The 17,608-nt window shown below is 31.7% G+C and carries 19 protein-coding genes; 6 read left to right on the top strand and 13 right to left on the bottom strand.

The genetic code is table 11. The features are described from left to right. Positions 1-34 precede the first annotated feature (34 nt). The 6 genes from ABHQ57_RS14095 to ABHQ57_RS14120 form a co-directional block, all read right to left on the bottom strand. Positions 35-1,108 (bottom strand): efflux RND transporter periplasmic adaptor subunit, encoded by a 1,074-nt coding sequence (locus ABHQ57_RS14095; protein ID WP_167712382.1) that lies wholly within the window; start codon positions 1,106-1,108, stop codon positions 35-37. Positions 1,109-1,115: 7 nt separating this feature from the next. After that, a complete protein-coding gene (locus ABHQ57_RS14100) occupies positions 1,116-2,429 on the bottom strand; it encodes a TolC family protein (protein ID WP_167712381.1) in 1,314 nt (437 codons plus the stop codon). Positions 2,430-2,546: 117 nt separating this feature from the next. After that, the gene (cydB, locus tag ABHQ57_RS14105; RefSeq protein ID WP_167712380.1) at positions 2,547-3,623 is read right to left on the bottom strand and encodes a cytochrome d ubiquinol oxidase subunit II; all 1,077 of its coding nucleotides are present in this window, start codon (positions 3,621-3,623) and stop codon (positions 2,547-2,549) included. A 3-nt stretch (positions 3,624-3,626) separates the two neighbouring features. After that, the gene (locus tag ABHQ57_RS14110) at positions 3,627-4,955 is read right to left on the bottom strand and encodes a cytochrome ubiquinol oxidase subunit I (protein WP_167712379.1); all 1,329 of its coding nucleotides are present in this window, start codon (positions 4,953-4,955) and stop codon (positions 3,627-3,629) included. A 75-nt stretch (positions 4,956-5,030) separates the two neighbouring features. Then, positions 5,031-5,330, bottom strand: coding sequence for a thioredoxin (trxA, locus tag ABHQ57_RS14115; RefSeq protein WP_167712378.1), 300 nt, complete (start codon positions 5,328-5,330; stop codon positions 5,031-5,033). Between the two features lie 60 nt (positions 5,331-5,390). Continuing rightward, positions 5,391-6,023 (bottom strand): Crp/Fnr family transcriptional regulator, encoded by a 633-nt coding sequence (locus ABHQ57_RS14120; protein ID WP_047790387.1) that lies wholly within the window; start codon positions 6,021-6,023, stop codon positions 5,391-5,393. Positions 6,024-6,165: 142 nt separating this feature from the next. Between ABHQ57_RS14120 and ABHQ57_RS14125 the strand changes: the two genes are divergently transcribed. Together ABHQ57_RS14125 and ABHQ57_RS14130 are read left to right on the top strand one after the other, a co-directional pair. Next, a complete protein-coding gene (locus ABHQ57_RS14125; RefSeq protein ID WP_047790388.1) occupies positions 6,166-6,585 on the top strand; it encodes a CBS domain-containing protein in 420 nt (139 codons plus the stop codon). Positions 6,586-6,710: 125 nt separating this feature from the next. Continuing rightward, the gene (locus ABHQ57_RS14130; protein ID WP_156167105.1) at positions 6,711-6,863 is read left to right on the top strand and encodes a hypothetical protein; all 153 of its coding nucleotides are present in this window, start codon (positions 6,711-6,713) and stop codon (positions 6,861-6,863) included. A 121-nt stretch (positions 6,864-6,984) separates the two neighbouring features. On the opposite strand, the gene rpe is transcribed toward ABHQ57_RS14130, so the two are convergent. Continuing rightward, positions 6,985-7,641, bottom strand: coding sequence for a ribulose-phosphate 3-epimerase (rpe, locus tag ABHQ57_RS14135; RefSeq protein WP_159494738.1), 657 nt, complete (start codon positions 7,639-7,641; stop codon positions 6,985-6,987). A gap of 150 nt (positions 7,642-7,791) precedes the next feature. Then, a complete protein-coding gene (locus ABHQ57_RS14140) occupies positions 7,792-8,655 on the bottom strand; it encodes an RNA polymerase sigma factor RpoD/SigA (protein ID WP_028891227.1) in 864 nt (287 codons plus the stop codon). Between the two features lie 221 nt (positions 8,656-8,876). On the opposite strand from ABHQ57_RS14140, the gene ABHQ57_RS14145 reads away from it, so the two are divergent. The 3 genes from ABHQ57_RS14145 to ABHQ57_RS14155 are packed head-to-tail and all read left to right on the top strand — an operon-like array spanning position 8,877 to position 10,510. Further along, positions 8,877-9,446, top strand: coding sequence for an RNA polymerase sigma factor (locus ABHQ57_RS14145; RefSeq protein WP_159494737.1), 570 nt, complete (start codon positions 8,877-8,879; stop codon positions 9,444-9,446). A gap of 6 nt (positions 9,447-9,452) precedes the next feature. Next, on the top strand, positions 9,453-9,647 hold the full coding sequence (locus ABHQ57_RS14150; protein WP_047790391.1) for a hypothetical protein: 195 nt from the start codon (positions 9,453-9,455) through the stop codon (positions 9,645-9,647). 35 nt (positions 9,648-9,682) lie between these two features. Next, the gene (locus ABHQ57_RS14155; protein WP_047790392.1) at positions 9,683-10,510 is read left to right on the top strand and encodes a hypothetical protein; all 828 of its coding nucleotides are present in this window, start codon (positions 9,683-9,685) and stop codon (positions 10,508-10,510) included. 332 nt (positions 10,511-10,842) lie between these two features. On the opposite strand, the gene ABHQ57_RS14160 is transcribed toward ABHQ57_RS14155, so the two are convergent. The 5 genes from ABHQ57_RS14160 to ABHQ57_RS14180 all read right to left on the bottom strand — a co-directional run bounded on the left by ABHQ57_RS14160 (position 10,843) and on the right by ABHQ57_RS14180 (position 15,961). Then, positions 10,843-11,541 carry a porin family protein gene (locus ABHQ57_RS14160; RefSeq protein WP_047790393.1) on the bottom strand — a complete coding sequence of 233 codons (699 nt, stop codon included), beginning with the start codon at positions 11,539-11,541 and terminating at the stop codon, positions 10,843-10,845. Between the two features lies 1 nt (position 11,542). Continuing rightward, positions 11,543-12,271, bottom strand: coding sequence for a bifunctional demethylmenaquinone methyltransferase/2-methoxy-6-polyprenyl-1,4-benzoquinol methylase UbiE (gene ubiE / locus ABHQ57_RS14165; RefSeq protein WP_047790394.1), 729 nt, complete (start codon positions 12,269-12,271; stop codon positions 11,543-11,545). 25 nt (positions 12,272-12,296) lie between these two features. Then, on the bottom strand, positions 12,297-13,190 hold the full coding sequence (locus ABHQ57_RS14170) for a NifU family protein (RefSeq protein WP_159495183.1): 894 nt from the start codon (positions 13,188-13,190) through the stop codon (positions 12,297-12,299). A gap of 100 nt (positions 13,191-13,290) precedes the next feature. After that, positions 13,291-14,685 (bottom strand): OmpP1/FadL family transporter, encoded by a 1,395-nt coding sequence (locus tag ABHQ57_RS14175; protein WP_047790396.1) that lies wholly within the window; start codon positions 14,683-14,685, stop codon positions 13,291-13,293. A 46-nt stretch (positions 14,686-14,731) separates the two neighbouring features. Beyond that, positions 14,732-15,961 carry a hypothetical protein gene (locus ABHQ57_RS14180; RefSeq protein ID WP_167712377.1) on the bottom strand — a complete coding sequence of 410 codons (1,230 nt, stop codon included), beginning with the start codon at positions 15,959-15,961 and terminating at the stop codon, positions 14,732-14,734. 145 nt (positions 15,962-16,106) lie between these two features. Here ABHQ57_RS14180 and proS point away from each other — a divergent pair, with 145 nt between their 5' ends. Continuing rightward, a complete protein-coding gene (gene proS / locus ABHQ57_RS14185) occupies positions 16,107-17,585 on the top strand; it encodes a proline--tRNA ligase (RefSeq protein ID WP_073184319.1) in 1,479 nt (492 codons plus the stop codon). Positions 17,586-17,608: the final 23 nt, after the last annotated feature.

Here is a 17,608-nt window from a genome sequence, read left to right on the forward strand (position 1 = left end):
AAAATGGGGTGATTGGTTCATTTTCAAATTGATTTTATTGAATTGTAATATTCGCTCCGTTGTAAAGTTTACCTTCAGAAGAAATGATATAACTTTCATCGGCTGATAAACCTGATAATACTTCTACTTGATTTCCAAAAGTTCTTCCTAAGCGTAACCAACGCAACACAGCAGTATTACTTTGACTTACCGTATAAATTCCTGATAATTGTCCTTTGTGTACTAAAGCTTCTGACGGAATTAAAACCATGTCAGTACTTTTTTGTGTTTTTTCAACAGGAAACTGAACTGTTGCAAACATTCCTGATAACAACTTTTTATCTGTTTTATCTAGGTCAATTTTAACTAAGTATTGTCCACCCGTATTTTTTGCTGAGGTACTTACTTCTGATACGTTACCTGTGACCATTTTATTGATTGATTTGATCGTTACATCAACTTTAGTATCTTTTTTAATTTGAGAAATATCACTTTCTGGTACTAACGCAGTAACTTCAAATCCGTCTTTTCCTTCTACAGAAATTAAAGGCATTCCAGGATTCGCCATTGCACCTTTATCGATAAATTTGTTAGTTACCACTCCTGAAAATGGGGCTCTGATATTCGTGTAAGCAAACTGAGAATTGATTTCATTTCTTAGCTGTTTAGCAGCTTCTAAATTCGCTTTGGCAACATTGTAATGAACAGTGATATCGTCAAACTCTTTTTGAGAAGCGCTATTTTGTTTAAATAAGTTTTTAAAGCGATTGTAATCTTTTTCAGCGCTTGAAAATCCTGCTTGTGCTTTAATTATATTAGCTTCTACTTGTGCTTTTTTAGCTTGTAAATCGCTATTATTGATAGATACTAATAATTGATCTTTGTTTACTTTATCACCAACTTTTACGTGTATGTTGGTTACATAGCCCATCATACGAGTACTTAATTCAGCACTGTTGGTGGCTGCTACTTTTCCGCTTGCTGTTATAAACGGATTGTTATCAATAGCGGTTACTTTAGTAACTTTTACAGCAACTGTTGGTTTGTTGTTATTGTTTGTTGTTTCTTTTTTACCGCAGCTTAAAGCTAAAAGTGATGCGGCAAGAGCGATTGTATATATAGTTTTCATTTGTTGACTATTCTTTAGTTAAAAAATCTAAGTAAGCTTTGGTATAGTTGTATTGATATACGGTTTGGTAATATTCTAATTGTTTTTGAGCGTATTGTGTTTCAGCGGTTAATAAATCGGATGTTTTTTCTAGTCCTTCTTTAAATCTGTTTTTTCTGATTCTTAAGGCTTCTTCCGATTGTTGTAAGGCTAATTCGGTTAACTTTAATTGTTCCTCTGCATCGTTTAATAATCGTTTAGTGTTGTTTAACTCTAATTGACTTTTAGATTTGTACTGCTCGTATTCTAATCTTGATTTTTCATACTGAGCTTTGCTTTTTTGTGCTTTTCCGTAGCGTTTAGAACCTTTGAAAATATCCCAAGTTAATTGTGCTCCTACTACGTAACCATTTGCATCAACATTGAAAATTTTATCATCGTACAATTCGTAACTACCAAAAGCATTTAAGCGTGGAAGAAAATCCATTTTATCCGCTTTGTGCATTTTTTGATAGGCTTCAGAAGCTAATTCCATTGCTTTAATATCTGAACGATTTTCAGAAATAGTAATGTCAGCAACTTGATTCGTTAAGTGTACTTGTAAACTATCTGAGGATTCATAAATGTTGTTTTGTTTTTCATTCATTAAAAAAGACAAGTAGTTAGAAACATTTAGTACATTGCTTTTTGCTGTTTGTAATTGATTTTTTACTTCGGTAACTCGAACTTTAACGGCTAATACATCAGCACGTTGTAAATACCCTTGTTTAAAGCTATTTTCTGCCATTTGTTGATTAGCTTCCGCAGCTTTTAAGGCTTTTTCTAATACCGAAACTCCCTTGTGAGCTAATTGCAATTGCATGTAGGCTTTTTCAACTTCTAACAATAAATATTCTTGAGTACGTTGCGTCTGCAAGTTGGTTGCTTCCATTTTAGTTTTAGCGGCTTTACGTTGGTAAATACCGTCTAAGTTCACTAAAGGTTGTTGTACTTCAATTTTAGTAGCAAAGTTTTGTGTTCGTTTCGGATTGTTTAATAATTCAGGATTGAAATCTGCCTGTGTTAAAATTTCTTGATTCAATTTACTGCCAAATGCCATTAACGGATTGGTAGTTACAATTCCTGTATGAGAAGCAGTAATATTTGGCAAGAACACAGCGTTGGTCTGCTTGTAATCGGCACGTGCTTGTAAATAGTTTTGTTCAGATATTTTTAATGAGGTATTATTTTCCTGAACTCTTTTTAAAACCTCACTTTTGGAAATTGAAATTTTAGTTTGAGCTAGGGTAGTAGCAGTTATAAAAAGTGCTAGCGTAAATAAACGAATATATGATGTTTTCATTTTTACTGTTTTATAACAGCAAATTTAGTGGCAACATATACGGTAGTCAGTAACTTTAGTTACACAGGGTATGTTTTTTAGTAAAGAGGATATGTAGAATATACAAAAGAGAATATACTAATGTTCACCATAGTCTACATCATCCATTTTTCCTTTAAAAACTTTATACTGAATAATAAAATAAACAACTACTAGGATTGCAGCTATAAAAAACCAATTTAAACCTACGGACAAACCATACTCATTAGCAGCTACATTATAAATTGTTAAATCAGGATTTATGTTATTGGTTGAAGGTAAAACTTTAGGGAAAATTGAAGCGACTGTAGTTGCCAAACCTCCTAATAAAAACAAAGAAGAATATAAAAACCCAGTGATGTGTTTTTTGTGCTTTTTTACGTTGAATAAACCAAATAACCCTACAAAAGTTAGCAGAGGGAAAATCCATAAAAAAGGATGCTCTATGAAATTATGAAATGGTTTAGGCTCTATAACATGCCAAGCGATTAATGAAATAATTACTAAACCTAATAAAACAAAAGAAAGAGTAAAAACAACCTTTTTTAGTTGGTTGTTAATACTAGCATTAGTTTTGAAAATAACCCAATTGGCACCATGGATAGTTAGTGATACCACTGCAATAATTCCCAGAAGTAAAGTAAACCAGTCAATAACTCCAAGTGTTTCAGAGTGAGGAGAGAATTCCGAATTCCATAAAGGGAGGAAAAAGTAATGTGCTTCATGAGTAGAAACACCATCTACTACATTTCCTAGATTAACACCACGTACCACATTTCCTAATGCAACTCCAAAAAATAAGGCGAGAAGCAAACTTGCAATCCCAAAAGCTTTGTCCCAAATACTTTCCCATATCCTATTATGTATTTGTCCGCGAAGTTCTAATCCAATAGCTCTAAAAATTAGTAACCATAAAACCATCATTAAAGGAAGATAAAAACCACTAAATGAAGAAGCATATAAAGTGGGGAAAGCAAAAAATAAGACACCACCCGCAGCGATTAACCATACTTCGTTCGCATCCCAAAAAGGACCTATTGCTTTTACGATTTTCTTTTTATCTTCTTCTTTTTTAGCAAAGAATAAGTGAATAATTCCTGCTCCAAAATCATAACCATCTAAAATAACATAAATGGTTAACATCGTAACTAATACTATATACCAAAAAAGTTCCATAATTTAATGTGTTGTTTGAGGTCCTTTGTTAATGATTTTTCCTACTAAAATTAGAAATAACATTCCTAATAGTAAGTATAAACCTATAAACCCTAAAAGAGTAAATAAAGTGTTTCCTGAAGATACTGTAGGAGATGCTCCAGCGGATGTTCGTAATAAGTTATAAACTAACCAAGGTTGGCGTCCTAATTCAGCGGTATACCAGCCGGTAGTATTGGCAATATATGGAAATGGAATCATGAAGAGTAAAGACCATAAAATCCATTTTGTTTGATATAATTTTTTTCTGAATAATTGTACAATGCTAGCTAACATTAATGCAATAAAAATAGTTCCTAAACCTACCATTATATGATATGCATAATATAGTCCAGGTATATTTGTTGGGTAGTTTTTTTCATCAAATTCATTGAGTCCTTTAATCTCAGCATTCCATTCTTGGTAGGTTAAAAAACTTAAGATGTTAGGGACAGCTATTTTATTATCTAATTTTTTCTCCAGCATATTTGGTTGTCCAATCAGCACTATTTCAGAGCCTCCTTTTTCTGTTTCAAATATCCCTTCCATAGCGGCAAAGGTTATAGGTTGATATTTGACAACATTTTTAGCGGCTAAATCGCCTGTAGGAAAAGCAACCAGAATAGATGCTATAACTCCAAAAATAACTCCCGTTTTTAAAAATAATTTTCCAAATTCTACGTGTTTTTTATTTAAAAGATAAAGAGCTCCAATGCCAGCTACTACGAAAGAACTCGTTACCAAGGAAGCAGCCTGATTGTGCAAATAAGAAGGCCATAACCATGGGTTTGAGAACAAGGCTGAAAAGTTATTTAGTACAAATTTACCATTGGCTAGTATTTCATATCCTACAGGATTTTGCATCCAAGAATGTGTAGCTATAATTAGAAAACCACTCGCCCAAGAGCCTAAAAAGACAAGGAATCCAGTTAAAAAATGAAGCTTATGTCCTAGTTTTTTCTCTCCAAATAAAAACAGCCCTAAAAAGGAAGATTCTAGGAAGAAAGAAAACATTCCTTCCATAGCTAATGTTTGACCTATAATACCACCAGTAAGCTCGGAGAACTTAGCCCAGTTAGTTCCAAATTGAAATTCCATAGGGATTCCAGTAACAACTCCCATGGCAAAGTTTAAAGCAAAGATTTTCATCCAAAACTTAGCAGCGTCGTTGTATTTTTCAAGTTTAGTTCTTAAAAATTTCCATTTGAAAAAAACTATCATTAACGATAGTCCCATTGTTAATTGTGGAAATAAGTAGTGAAAAGTAATAGTGAAAGCAAACTGCATTCTATCATAAAAGAGCATGTCTTCCATACCGAAGATTGTTTATGAGGTTATTAAATAAGAACGTTTTTTTAGTAGCAATAAGGTGGAATAAAAATAGTGATATTATTTCACATGACTATTAATAATTTGAATCAAATCATCCTTGTGTAACGTCCCAGATCGTCTCCATAATAGCTTCCTTTCTTTAAAAAGCATAAAGGTAGGAACTCCCTTAATTTGGTAGGTATTGGCTATTTGTTGATTTTTATCAACGTCTATTTTTAAAATAATAACATTTTCTCCTAAATCTTTTTTTACTTCTTTTAAAATAGGAGTCATCGTTTTACATGGACCGCACCATTCGGCAAAGAAATCAATCAAAACAGGTTTTTTACCTTTAATTATTTCAGAAAATTTACCCATCGTTTTTTTCTATAAAGGTAAAACGATTCTCTTGTAATAAATGTAACTTAAGTTACAGGGTTAAAGTTCTAACACTTTAACTTGATTTCTATTTAGTTCTATTTTATCTTTTTTTTCTAAAGCTTTTAAAAGTCTTGAAATAACTACTCTTGAAGTATGTAAGTCATTAGCTATTTGTTGGTGTGTTACGCTAATTGTTTCATTTTGATTTACTAAGGCTTTGTCTTTTAGGTATTTTAATAAACGTTCATCCATGTTTAGAAAAGCAATAGTATCAATAGCATCAATAAACTCTTGTAATCTGCTGTGATAACTATGTAAGATGAATTCTTGCCAGCTTTTATATTTACTAAGCCATTCACTCATTTTTTGTTTAGGAATCATTAATAGCTTTACATCAGTTTCAGCCACGGCTTTAATTTTACTTTTAGTCTGTCCCATACAACACGAAAGTGTCATAGCGCAAGTATCACCTTTTTCAATATAATATAAGACTAAGTCGTCTCCCTCTTTATCTTCACGCAAAATTTTTATAGCACCACTTAATAACAAAGGAATAGAAGTAATGTAGCTTCCAATATCAATAATAACTTCATTGGCTTTAAATTCTTTAGCTATTGCAACATCAGTTATTTCTTTTAATAATGCTTCTTCAAATAAATAACCATAGTATTTCTGTAAATCTTCTATCAAGATAAAATGTTTTTGTAAAAATAGTTAAATAATTACATTTTAGATAGAAATAAAATAGATGATAATCTATGATTTTAATCAGGTTTATACTTGTTTTTATTACTGAAATTTGAAGTAGATAATAACACAAAACTTTACTAAAATGAAAAAAAGAACACCAGTTTCAGTTATAATGACTAAAGATGTAATTACATTAAGTAGTACTGATGATTTAATGACAGCAGAAAAAATATTTAAAAAAGAACATATAAGACATATTCCGGTAGTTAGCGGAAATGAAATAAAAGGAATGTTAAGTTATACAGACCTTTTACGAATAAGTTTTGCAGATGCAATTGATGAAAATGAAACTGACGTTGATACTGTGGTGTACAATATGTTTACAATAGATCAAGTAATGGCAAAAAACTTAGAAACTGTAAATTCTAGTACTACAATTAAAGAGGTAGCAGAAATTCTAGCTAAAAAAGAGTTTCATGCTTTGCCAGTTGTTGATGATAATGAATTAGTCGGGATTGTAACTACCACGGATTTAATTTATTACTTATTAGAACAGTTTTAGCTTTTTCTTCAATATAAGCCGTGTGAAAAGTTTAATTTTACGATAAAACCATACTTTTATTATGGTTTTTTGTGAGTTAAATTGTTTTCTAGAATTTATTTTTGAGAAACTTAAAACACTTTATTATGTTTAAAAACATTTCAAACCTAGGTATTGCTTTAAATAAAGCAGAACAAAAATCAATTAATGGAGGATGGATTTACGTTTTGTGTCATAGCTGTGAACCACTTCCTCGAGGCTATGTTTGTATGAATGATGTTATTTGTGGGGGAGAATAAGTTAACCTCAAAAAAGATTACATTAATATTGACTATATTATATTTATAGTACCTTTTAAGGGATTAAAGGGCTGTTAAATCAAAAGCGTACTTAGATTCGTTTCTAAATACGCTTTGACTTTTAATTTATAATAGTTTTTAAATTTTCAATTGTTTCAGTTGGGTTGTCACTTTTGAAAACAAAACTGCCAGCAACTAATACATTAGCACCTACCTCTACAAGTTTATTAGCGTTTTGATCAGTTACACCACCATCAATTTCAATTAGGGTAGAAGCTTCACTAAATTCAATCAAGTTCTTTAACTGTTGAATTTTTTTGTACGTATTTTCAATGAATGATTGCCCTCCAAACCCAGGGTTAACACTCATAATACAAACCACATCTAAGTCCTTTATAATATCTTCTAAAACTGCAATTGGTGTATGCGGATTTAAAGCTACTCCTGCTTTCATACCAGCTGCTTTTATTGCTTGAACTGTTCTGTGTAAATGTGTACAAGCTTCGTAATGTACTGTTAAAATGTCGGCGCCTAAATCAGCAAAAGTTTGAATGTAACGATCAGGGTCTACAATCATTAAGTGCACATCAATAGTTTTATTAGCGTGTTTTGTAATTGATTTTAAAACAGGCATTCCAAAAGAAATATTTGGTACAAAAACACCGTCCATAATGTCAATATGAAACCAATCTGCTTTACTATCATTTACCATTTCAACATCACGTTGAAGATTTCCAAAATCAGCCGCTAAAATTGATGGGGCTACAAGTTTTTCCATTAATATATAAGTTGTTGTGTTGTTATTATGTGCAAATATAGTTAAAACTAAGGGCATTAAAATGAAAAAGAAAGCTCTCTAATTAGAGAGCTTTCATTCATTAATCAAAAAACGAATAGTTACGATAACTATTTGTTGTTGTTTATGTTATTAACCTAAGTAAGTCATTAAAATCTTACTACGAGATGTGTGTTTTAATCTTCTGATGGCTTTTTCTTTGATTTGACGTACACGTTCACGTGTTAAATCAAATGTTTCACCTATTTCTTCTAAAGTCATTGGTTGATGCTCTCCTAAACCAAAGTATAATTTTACAACATCAGCCTCACGTGGAGTTAATGTTTCTAGTGCGCGGTTAATTTCAATACGTAAAGATTCATGTAATAATGTTTTGTCAGGGTTTGGTGATTCACCTGAGTTTAATACATCATATAAATTAGAATCTTCACCTTCAATCAAAGGAGCATCCATTGATACATGACGTCCAGAGTTTTTCATAGACTCTTTAACATCATTAACAGTCATGTCTAGTTTCTTAGCAATTTCCTCAGCACTTGGTGGGCGCTCATTTTCTTGCTCTAAGAAAGCATACATTTTATTAATTTTATTAATAGAACCAATTTTGTTTAAAGGTAGGCGAACAATACGAGATTGTTCAGCTAATGCTTGTAAAATAGATTGACGAATCCACCATACTGCATAAGAGATGAATTTAAAACCACGAGTTTCATCAAAACGTTTAGCGGCTTTAATTAAACCTAAATTTCCTTCATTAATTAAATCAGGAAGTGTTAATCCTTGATTTTGGTATTGTTTTGCAACCGATACCACAAAACGTAAGTTAGCCTTGGTTAGTTTTTCAAGAGCTCTTTGGTCACCAGCTTTAATTCTTTGCGCTAATTCTACTTCTTCATCAGCAGTAATTAAATCTACTTTTCCAATTTCTTGTAAGTATTTGTCTAAAGAGGCTGTTTCTCTGTTGGTAACCTGTTTTGTAATTTTAAGTTGTCTCATCTACTTCAAATATATTTTTAATTTATCAATCACTCTGCATTAACTTATACGTAAGAGGTTGCAATAATGTTACAAAATTTTTGTGTTTCTTAAAAAAAATCGTCTATTTGTTAAATAAATGTTAAAACGAATTGTATTAATGTTTTTTAAAGTGACCATACTATTAAAGTAGTGTCTAAATTTATTCGTAACTAAGAAGGAAAAACTAACTATACTGCCCCTTGGAGAGTATTGATGTAAAGAAAATAAACGACGAAGATTTGGTTCGTAAAATAGTAGAAAAAAATGATACTCATTTGTTTGCTATTTTATACGACCGTTACGCAGGTGTGGTGTATAATAAGTGTTATAGTTTTTCTAAAAGTAAAGAAGAGGCACAAGATTTAACACACGATGTTTTTATACGATTATTTGTTAAATTGAGAACTTTTAAAGGAAAATCTAAATTCTCTACTTGGTTGTATTCTTTTACGTATAATTTTTGTGTTAATTACGTGCAAAGAAACAAAGAGAAAAAAAAAGAAAAAGTTACCTTAGTAACTGATGAAATAAGAGAAGAAAGCAATATTGATGATATTGAAGACGCTACACTATTTGAATTAAAATCAGATAAACTAGCTAAAGCACTTGAAATAATTTCTCCTTCAGAGAAAATGATCTTGTTAATGAAGTATCAGGATGATATGAGTATTAAAGATATTTCTATAGGTTTAGATTTAGGAGAAAGTGCAGTTAAGATGCGATTGAAAAGGGCTAAAGATAAAGTAGTGAAAGCGTATAACGAACTGTAATAAATTATGGATAATCCATTTAAACAAATATTACATAACGAGGAGTTACCGGAAGTGCTAAAAGATAAAGTGCTTAATGATGTAGCAATGATAAAGCTATCAATTGATATAGCAGATTTATTTGTTGTGAAATATCCGAGTACTATTGTAGATTTGCTTAGTAGCAGTTCGCATAACAAAAACGAATCTAAAAAAGATTAAAAACTAAATTTTAACTACTCTAACTACAAAAAATTATGATTACTCTACAAATAGATATTTTAGCCCCCTTTTTAAATCTTTTTCAAGACATAGCTAAAACATTACCAACTGTAGCGATGTTTATTCTTTTTGTAATTGTTTCTTGGCTGGCAATAAAAGTATTTCTATATATCGTTAGAAAGGCTTTATCAAAAACTAAAATAGATGAATGGTCTAAAAAACTCAACAAAACAGAGATTTTTGGGAACAGTACCATTAATATTGTTTTAACTAATGTGATTTTAGCTGTTTTAAAGTGGTTTTTAATTTTCATTTTTGTAATGGTTGGGGCAGAGGTATTTGGTATGAATGTCGTTTCTGATGGGATAAAAAGCTTTTTTGCTTATTTGCCAAAACTACTAACAGCAGTAGGTATTTTTGTGGCAGGTGCATATTTAGGAACAATGGTAAAAAAAGCCATTCAAACCATGTTTAAGTCTCTTGAAATTTCAGGTGGAAATTTAGTAGGAAATATTGCTTTTTATTTAATTGTAATATTTTTATCTATAACAGCTCTTGATCAAGCAGGTGTAGACACATCAGTAATAAAAAGTAATTTAACATTACTAATAGGTTCTGTACTACTAGCGTTTACTTTAGCTTTTGGTTTTGGAGCTAGAGATGCTGTTGCTAGATTACTTTTTGGCTATTATTCAAGAAAGAATATATCAATAGGAGAAAAAGTTATAATAGATGAAGTAGAAGGTGTTGTTGTGGCAATAGATAATATTTGTATTACGATTAATACAGATACAGGAAAGGTTATATTACCAATTAAAAATGTAGTTGACAATAAAATAGTTATAAAAAATAATAAAAATTAACATTTTTTTATATCTTTGAAAACGCTAAAAACAATGTTTTTAACAGTACGATAGATTTCGGGGGACTTCTATCCGATTGATAAAGAGAAATCTTTATGAAAAGCCGCTTTTTGCGGCTTTTTTTATTTTAAAATTTAAATAAATCATTTACATCTATTGTGTTTTTGAATAAATTATTAAATAATTTATAAAATAAGTGACCAAATAAAATTTTTTGTGTCTAAATAATAAAGAGTAATAGGATTTCGGGGGACTTCATATTATTTTTAAACTTAAAAAGGCTTTCTAATTTAGAAAGCCTTTTTTTATTGTGAATATATGTTTAAGGAATCTTATTCAAAAGCTAAGTGCAAAAACACTCCTCTAGTTCCTAAGAAATTAATTGGGTCTGTCCATTGACTAGGAGATTTGTTATCGTATATAGCCTCATTATTTATGGCAAAAACCCCTCTTATAGAAGGTGAGAATTTAAAATAACTTAAGTAAAAATCAACACCAATACCTACTTCGTACATGAAATTAGTGGTTGATGTTCTAAATTCTCCAGCAAAATTATCATCACTGTTTTTTTCATTACTTGAAAAGTTATGATCGTATGAAACTCCTCCAATAACATAAGGTCTCATATTATTAAGCCTGTTTGTGCTAAATTTTAACAGCAGTGGTAAGTGTAAGTATGTGGCTCCAACCTCACGTGTTTTTTCGTTTTCTGCTCCAGGTATATGTTTAAAACGTAATGTTTTGGTGTTAGACATTAAACCAGGTTCAAAACGTAGGTTAATATTATTATGTAACCTTAAGTCAGCAATTAAACCTACATTAAAACCAATAGAGGACTCTACTTCGATTTCAGCATTATCAAAATCACTTGGAGCATAAGAAATTTTATAACCATTATTATTAGCTCCTAAGTAAAAACCATAGTGAAAAAGAGGTTTGTCAAAACTAGGAAGTTTCAATATTTTTTCTTTTTGCGCTTGTGTGGAAAACGACGTTACTAAAATTCCGAAAAGTAAAAGCTTTTTTAACATATTATTTTAAAGCGGTATAAATTGATGCAACACCAAACGTTACAGGTATATTCTTTGCATTCTTAAACCCGTTTTTTTGTAAAATATTGTTGAAAGCCTTTCCAAAAGGGAAGGAATTTGCTGTTTTTGATAAATAAGAGTAAGCAACCTTATCTTTTGAAAAGAGTTTACCAATAATAGGTAAAATATAATTAGTATACAATTTATATCCTTGCTTGAAAGGAAACTTGGTTGGATTTGAGGTTTCTAATACAACAAACTTACCTCCAGGTTTTAATACACGTAATATTTCGGTTAAGCCTTTATCTAAGTTTTCAAAGTTTCTAACACCAAAAGAAACAGTAATTGCATCAAAGGTATTATCAGGAAAAGGAATGTTTTCACTATCTCCAACAATCATTTTAATTTTATTAGATAAATCAGCCTTGGCTATTTTATGTCTTCCTACTTGTAGCATTCCTTCAGAAATATCTAACCCTACAATTCTTTCAGGGTTTAATTTAGACATCATTAAGGCTAAATCACCTGTACCAGTAGCAATATCTAAAATTTGTTGGGGTTTATTTTCTCCTACTAATTTTACCACTTTTTTACGCCAGCTAACATCAATTCCTAAAGAAATTACACGGTTTAAGCCGTCGTAATCTTCAGAAATATTGTCAAACATTTGAGCTACTTGCTCTTTCTTTCCTAATTCAGAATCTTTATATGGTTTAATCTTTTCAGACATATGTTTTTGTTAGGTTTACGGTAAATTACCCATTAATGGCAACTACTTCATTAATTTGATTAGGTAACATTTCTTTAAGCATAGTTTCAATACCGTTTTTTAATGTTACTGTTGATGATGGACAGCCACTACAAGCTCCTTGTAAAATAACGCTTACTCTTTTGCTATCAGCATCATATGCTTGAAAAGCAATATTACCGCCATCAGAGGCTACGGCAGGCTTTATATATTCATCCAAAATATCAACAATTTTAGCTTCAGTATCGGTTAAATTCTCTTTAGGAACTTCAACGTTTTGCTTAGTTTGCTGTTTTGGTAATTCAGATATAATTTTTTTGCCTTCCTGTATATAACTACGAATAAAAGTACGTACTTCTTGGTATACTTCATTCCAATCAATCATATCGTATTTGGTGATTGAAATGTAGTTTTCAGAAATAAAAATTTCTTTTACAAAAGGAAAACTAAATAAGGCTTGAGCTAGAGGAGAAGATTTGCTAGCTTCTTCAATATTAGTATACTCAACATCAGTTTGTGTTAAAGCTTTGTTGGTTCCGAATTTCATTACAGCTGGATTTGGTGTAACTTCAGCATATACTTCAACAGCATCTTTTTTGGTAGTTTCTTCTTTTACTACAGAATTACCATCTTGGATGTAAGCTTCTATTTGCTCGCGAACCTCTTCTTCAACATCGCTCCATTCAACAATATCATATCGTTGAATAGCAATGAAGTTAGCTGTAACTAATACCTTCTTTACAAAAGGAAGATAAAATAGCTGTTGTGCTAACGGAGAGTTTTTAGCCTCGTCTATATTATTGTATTCATAACTACCACCGTTTACTAATATTTTGTTACTAACAAATTTTAGAATGGTTTCGTTATTAGTTTCTTGTATGTTTATTTTTATTGAACTCATAAGTTGTAAATAAGAAGCAAAATTAAGGTAAAAAACTGAGATATGTATATATAAAAAGTCCTGCATATAGCAGGACTCTTCTTGTATGTTTTTTTATATATTATAAACTGAAAGTGATTGTTCCAGAGATTCTAGAAGTATCGGTTGTTAATTCAATAGGATCTACATTTACAGCAGTTGAGTTATAAATATGGTACGGACTGTTGTTTTCTGAGTTAGTATATGATAAATCAAACTTAACGTTTCCGAAATTATAACCAAGTCCTAATGAAAAACCAGAAATATTATCACCGTCTAGAGCATTTTTATAAGGGCTTTCTTCATAATGATAACCACCACGAACACTCATTTTGTCAAAACGCCACTCAGTACCAATGTTTAAGGAATGAGTACCTTTGAAATCATTATCAAAGTTTTGATTAGTTTCTATAAAATAAGGGGCGTTCTCTCTATATTTTGTGCCACTGTAATCTTTATAAGTATAGTCAGCACTTATTAAACCCTGTTTACCAAAAACAAATGCTGCACTGGCTGTAAGTTTACTTGGTGTTCTTAGTCTGAAAATGTTTGAGTTAAATTCTTCGCCACTGTTAACATCGGTATTTTGGTTTGTTGCTGAAATTTCAGTGTAACCTATCCAATCATCATATCTAGAGTCATTCGGGTCGAAGACGTTTAAGTTGCTGTCTTCAAAAACTTCATTATACCATGTTGGAGTCTCATAAGCTAACCCGAAACGGAAGCTTTGATTTACTTTATAAATAAAACCAGCACTAAAAGATACTCCGCTACCTTCAAAGTAACTATCTTGAACATTAAAAGCGTTTAATGTGTTACCATTATTATCTTCATTAACTTCTCTAAGTTCTGTAACTTGACCAAAGCTTAAGTTATGAAACTTTATACTAGCTCCTGCATATAATTTGTTTAGATGTACAGCAGAGAATCCCATCTCAAAAATGCTACTCTCTCCGTAGGTAGAATTAAAAAAACGTTGTTCTTGTCCATTGTCGTACTGATTGGTAATATCATCAGGATGTTCATTGAATAATGCCTGACCACTATTACCTTGTGAAGAAAACAAACCTTCAAAATCACTTTTTAATCTATAGTTAAAGGTTAATGCAAAACGGTTCCAGTCAGAGTTATGAGCAGAGTCAAAAGATAAAATACCACCAGCTTGGGTAATGTTAAAAAAATCATCTTCTGTTTCTGTTGTGTTTCCGTAATACTTAGCTGTATATGTAGTGTTTCTATTACCTAAAGTTACCCCAAAAGTACTTTTAATGGCAACGGCACTACCAGCTGGGTTAATACCAAAAGAAGATATGTCTCCACCTAATGCTCCAAAGGCTCCACTCATTGCTTCAAAACGAGCAGTTCCATAATTATTGTCTCTTGAAAATAAGATTCCTAAATCATTGTAGCCCAAAGATTGCGAGTAGGCAGTATACGTACTAGCGATAATTATCGCGAAAGTTAAAATTCTTTTCATTTTTTCATTAATTCGTTAAAACTTATCTTGAAATTTTGATGCAAGATTATCTTCTAGAGCTTCTTGATGAGCTTCTGTTACTTCCTCTTGAGCTTCTGGTAGAAGAACTTCTTGTACTTCTTGATGGAGCAGAGTAACTACGAGAATTTCTAGAAGGTTTTGAATAACTTTTAGAGTTTCTTGGAGAATACGACTTTCTAACAGATCTATTAGAATATTGGTTTCTCTTGGTATAGCTTCTAGAATTTCTAACTGATGAAGATTTACGAACACCGTCATTATTAGAAGCTCTATGATTTCTAGTAGAATATCCTCTTGAACTCCTTGTTGAGCGAGGCGTACTTCTATAACTACGGGTAGATCTACTACCGTTAGAATTATAACTTCTTGTTCTAGTTGATCGTTTTATACTTCTATTGTTAGAGTTGCTTCCTCTTCTAGTATTATAGCTTCTCGTATTTCTTGTAGAACGAGTATTTCTGTTGTTACGATAAGTTCTACTATCACTTCTTCTGTAAACATCAGAAGAGCGTCTAGAAGTGGTAGTTCCTCTACGACCTGTAGTATAACCTCTTCTAGAAGTTGTTGCAGTTCTGTGACTTCTATAGTAGTTGGCACCTCTGTAAGGACGTCTATAATAGCGATTATTATAGTATCTATATGGTCTGTAATGGTTGTACCTGTAATACGGAGAGTTCCAGTAAGAGTTATAGAAACCTCCTCCTAAACCTACATAAAACCCAGAGTTCCAGTGGTAAGGGTGCCAGTGAGAGTTATATGCCCAACCACCATAGTAACGAGGCCTCCACCAAGGTCTGTAATAATCATAGCCATAATTCCAATACCAATCGTTGTAATAACCCCATCTTGGATAAGTATTAATATTTATAACTACATCATTATTGTCAGAATAACCCCATGGTTCATTACCATTGTATGTAATTCTTGTTTCAGGTTCTTCTTCATAAATAATATCTTCATCATTATAAGAATCATCGTTTTCAGACTTATAATTTTCTATATCAGTAAAAATATCAGTACCATTTAAAGCGTCTAAACGTTCCACTTCTTTGGTAAAATAATTTTCTTGATATTTATCATATGCACGATCATCAGTAACAACTACTTTACTTTGTGGTTGTTCTATTTCATCAGCATAAATACCGTCATCACTACCAGTAACCGTTTGCGCAGAACCACAAGATATAAAGGTAGCTGCTATCAAAAATGATAAGGTATAAAAAGAGAGTTTGGTTTTGGTGTAATGTAGCTTCATGACTTTTTATTTTATGTTAAAGTAAATTGTTTTTTTATGAGCTGCAAAAAATTAGTTCTTTGTTGGGCTTGTTACCTTTTTAATGTAGTTTTGCAGATACAATTTACGCATAAAAAATAACAATATTTATGCCAAACTTTTGATTATGAGCAAACATTTAACAAAAAGAGCCGAAGATTACTCTAAATGGTATAACGAATTGATTGTAAAAGCTGATTTAGCTGAGAATTCAGCAGTAAGAGGTTGCATGGTAATTAAGCCCTACGGATTTGCAATTTGGGAGAACATGCAAAAAGAATTAGATAGAATGTTTAAAGAAACAGGACATCAAAATGCTTATTTTCCTCTTTTTGTGCCCAAAAGTTTGTTTGAAGCAGAAGAAAAGAATGCTGAAGGATTTGCAAAAGAATGTGCGGTAGTTACACATTACCGATTACAAAATGACCCAGATAATGAAGGAAAGCTACGTGTAGATCCTGAGGCTAAATTGGAAGAAGAGTTAGTCGTTCGACCGACATCTGAAGCAATTATTTGGAATACTTATAAAGGATGGATTCAATCACACAGAGATTTACCATTGCTAGTAAATCAATGGGCAAATGTTGTAAGATGGGAAATGCGTACACGTTTATTCTTACGTACTGCTGAGTTTTTATGGCAAGAAGGTCACACAGCACATGCAACAAAGGCAGAAGCAATAGCTGAAGCAAAGCAAATGCAAGAGGTGTATGCAACTTTTGCTGAGAACTTTATGGCAATGCCTGTTGTTAAAGGAGCTAAAAGTGAGAGTGAACGTTTTGCTGGGGCAGATGATACCTTAACAATAGAAGCTTTAATGCAAGATGGTAAAGCATTACAAGCTGGAACTTCACACTTTTTAGGACAAAATTTTGCTAAGGCATTTGACGTAAAGTATACCTCGAAAGAAGGAAAGCAAGAATATGTATGGGCTACTTCTTGGGGGGTATCAACACGTTTAATAGGTGGATTGATAATGACACACTCTGATGATGCTGGTTTAGTACTACCTCCAAAGCTAGCGCCAATTCAAGTTGTAATTGTACCTATATATAAAGGAGAGGAACAATTAAATGCTATTTCTGAAAAAGTAGATGTAATTGTAAAAGAATTACGAGCTAAAGGAATATCAGTAAAATTTGACGATAGAGACACTTTTAGACCAGGTGCTAAGTTTGCTGAGTATGAATTAAAAGGTGTTCCCGTACGAGTTGCAATGGGAAAAAGAGATTTAGAAAATGGAACAGTAGAAGTAGCGCGTCGTGATACTTTTGAGAAACAAACAGTCTCTAGAGATGAGGTGGTAGATATTGTAGCTAATTTATTAGAAGAAATTCAAAAGAACTTATATAATAGAGCATTAATTTACAGAAACGATCATATTACGGAAGTAAACTCTTTTGAAGAGTTTAAAGATGTGATAGAAAATAAAGGAGGGTTTGTATCAGCACATTGGGATGGTACAATTGAAACAGAAGATAAGATAAAGGAGTTAACAAAAGCTACAATAAGATGTATTCCTAATGATGTAAAAGAAGAGAATGGAGTATGTGTGTTAACAGGAAAACCATCAACAAAAAGAGTATTTTTTGCAAAAGCATATTAAAAAAATAAAAAAAAGCTTTGTGT

Source organism: Tenacibaculum sp. ZH5_bin.1 (assembly GCF_042865525.1).
In the GTDB taxonomy this organism is placed as follows: domain Bacteria; phylum Bacteroidota; class Bacteroidia; order Flavobacteriales; family Flavobacteriaceae; genus Polaribacter; species Polaribacter mesophilus.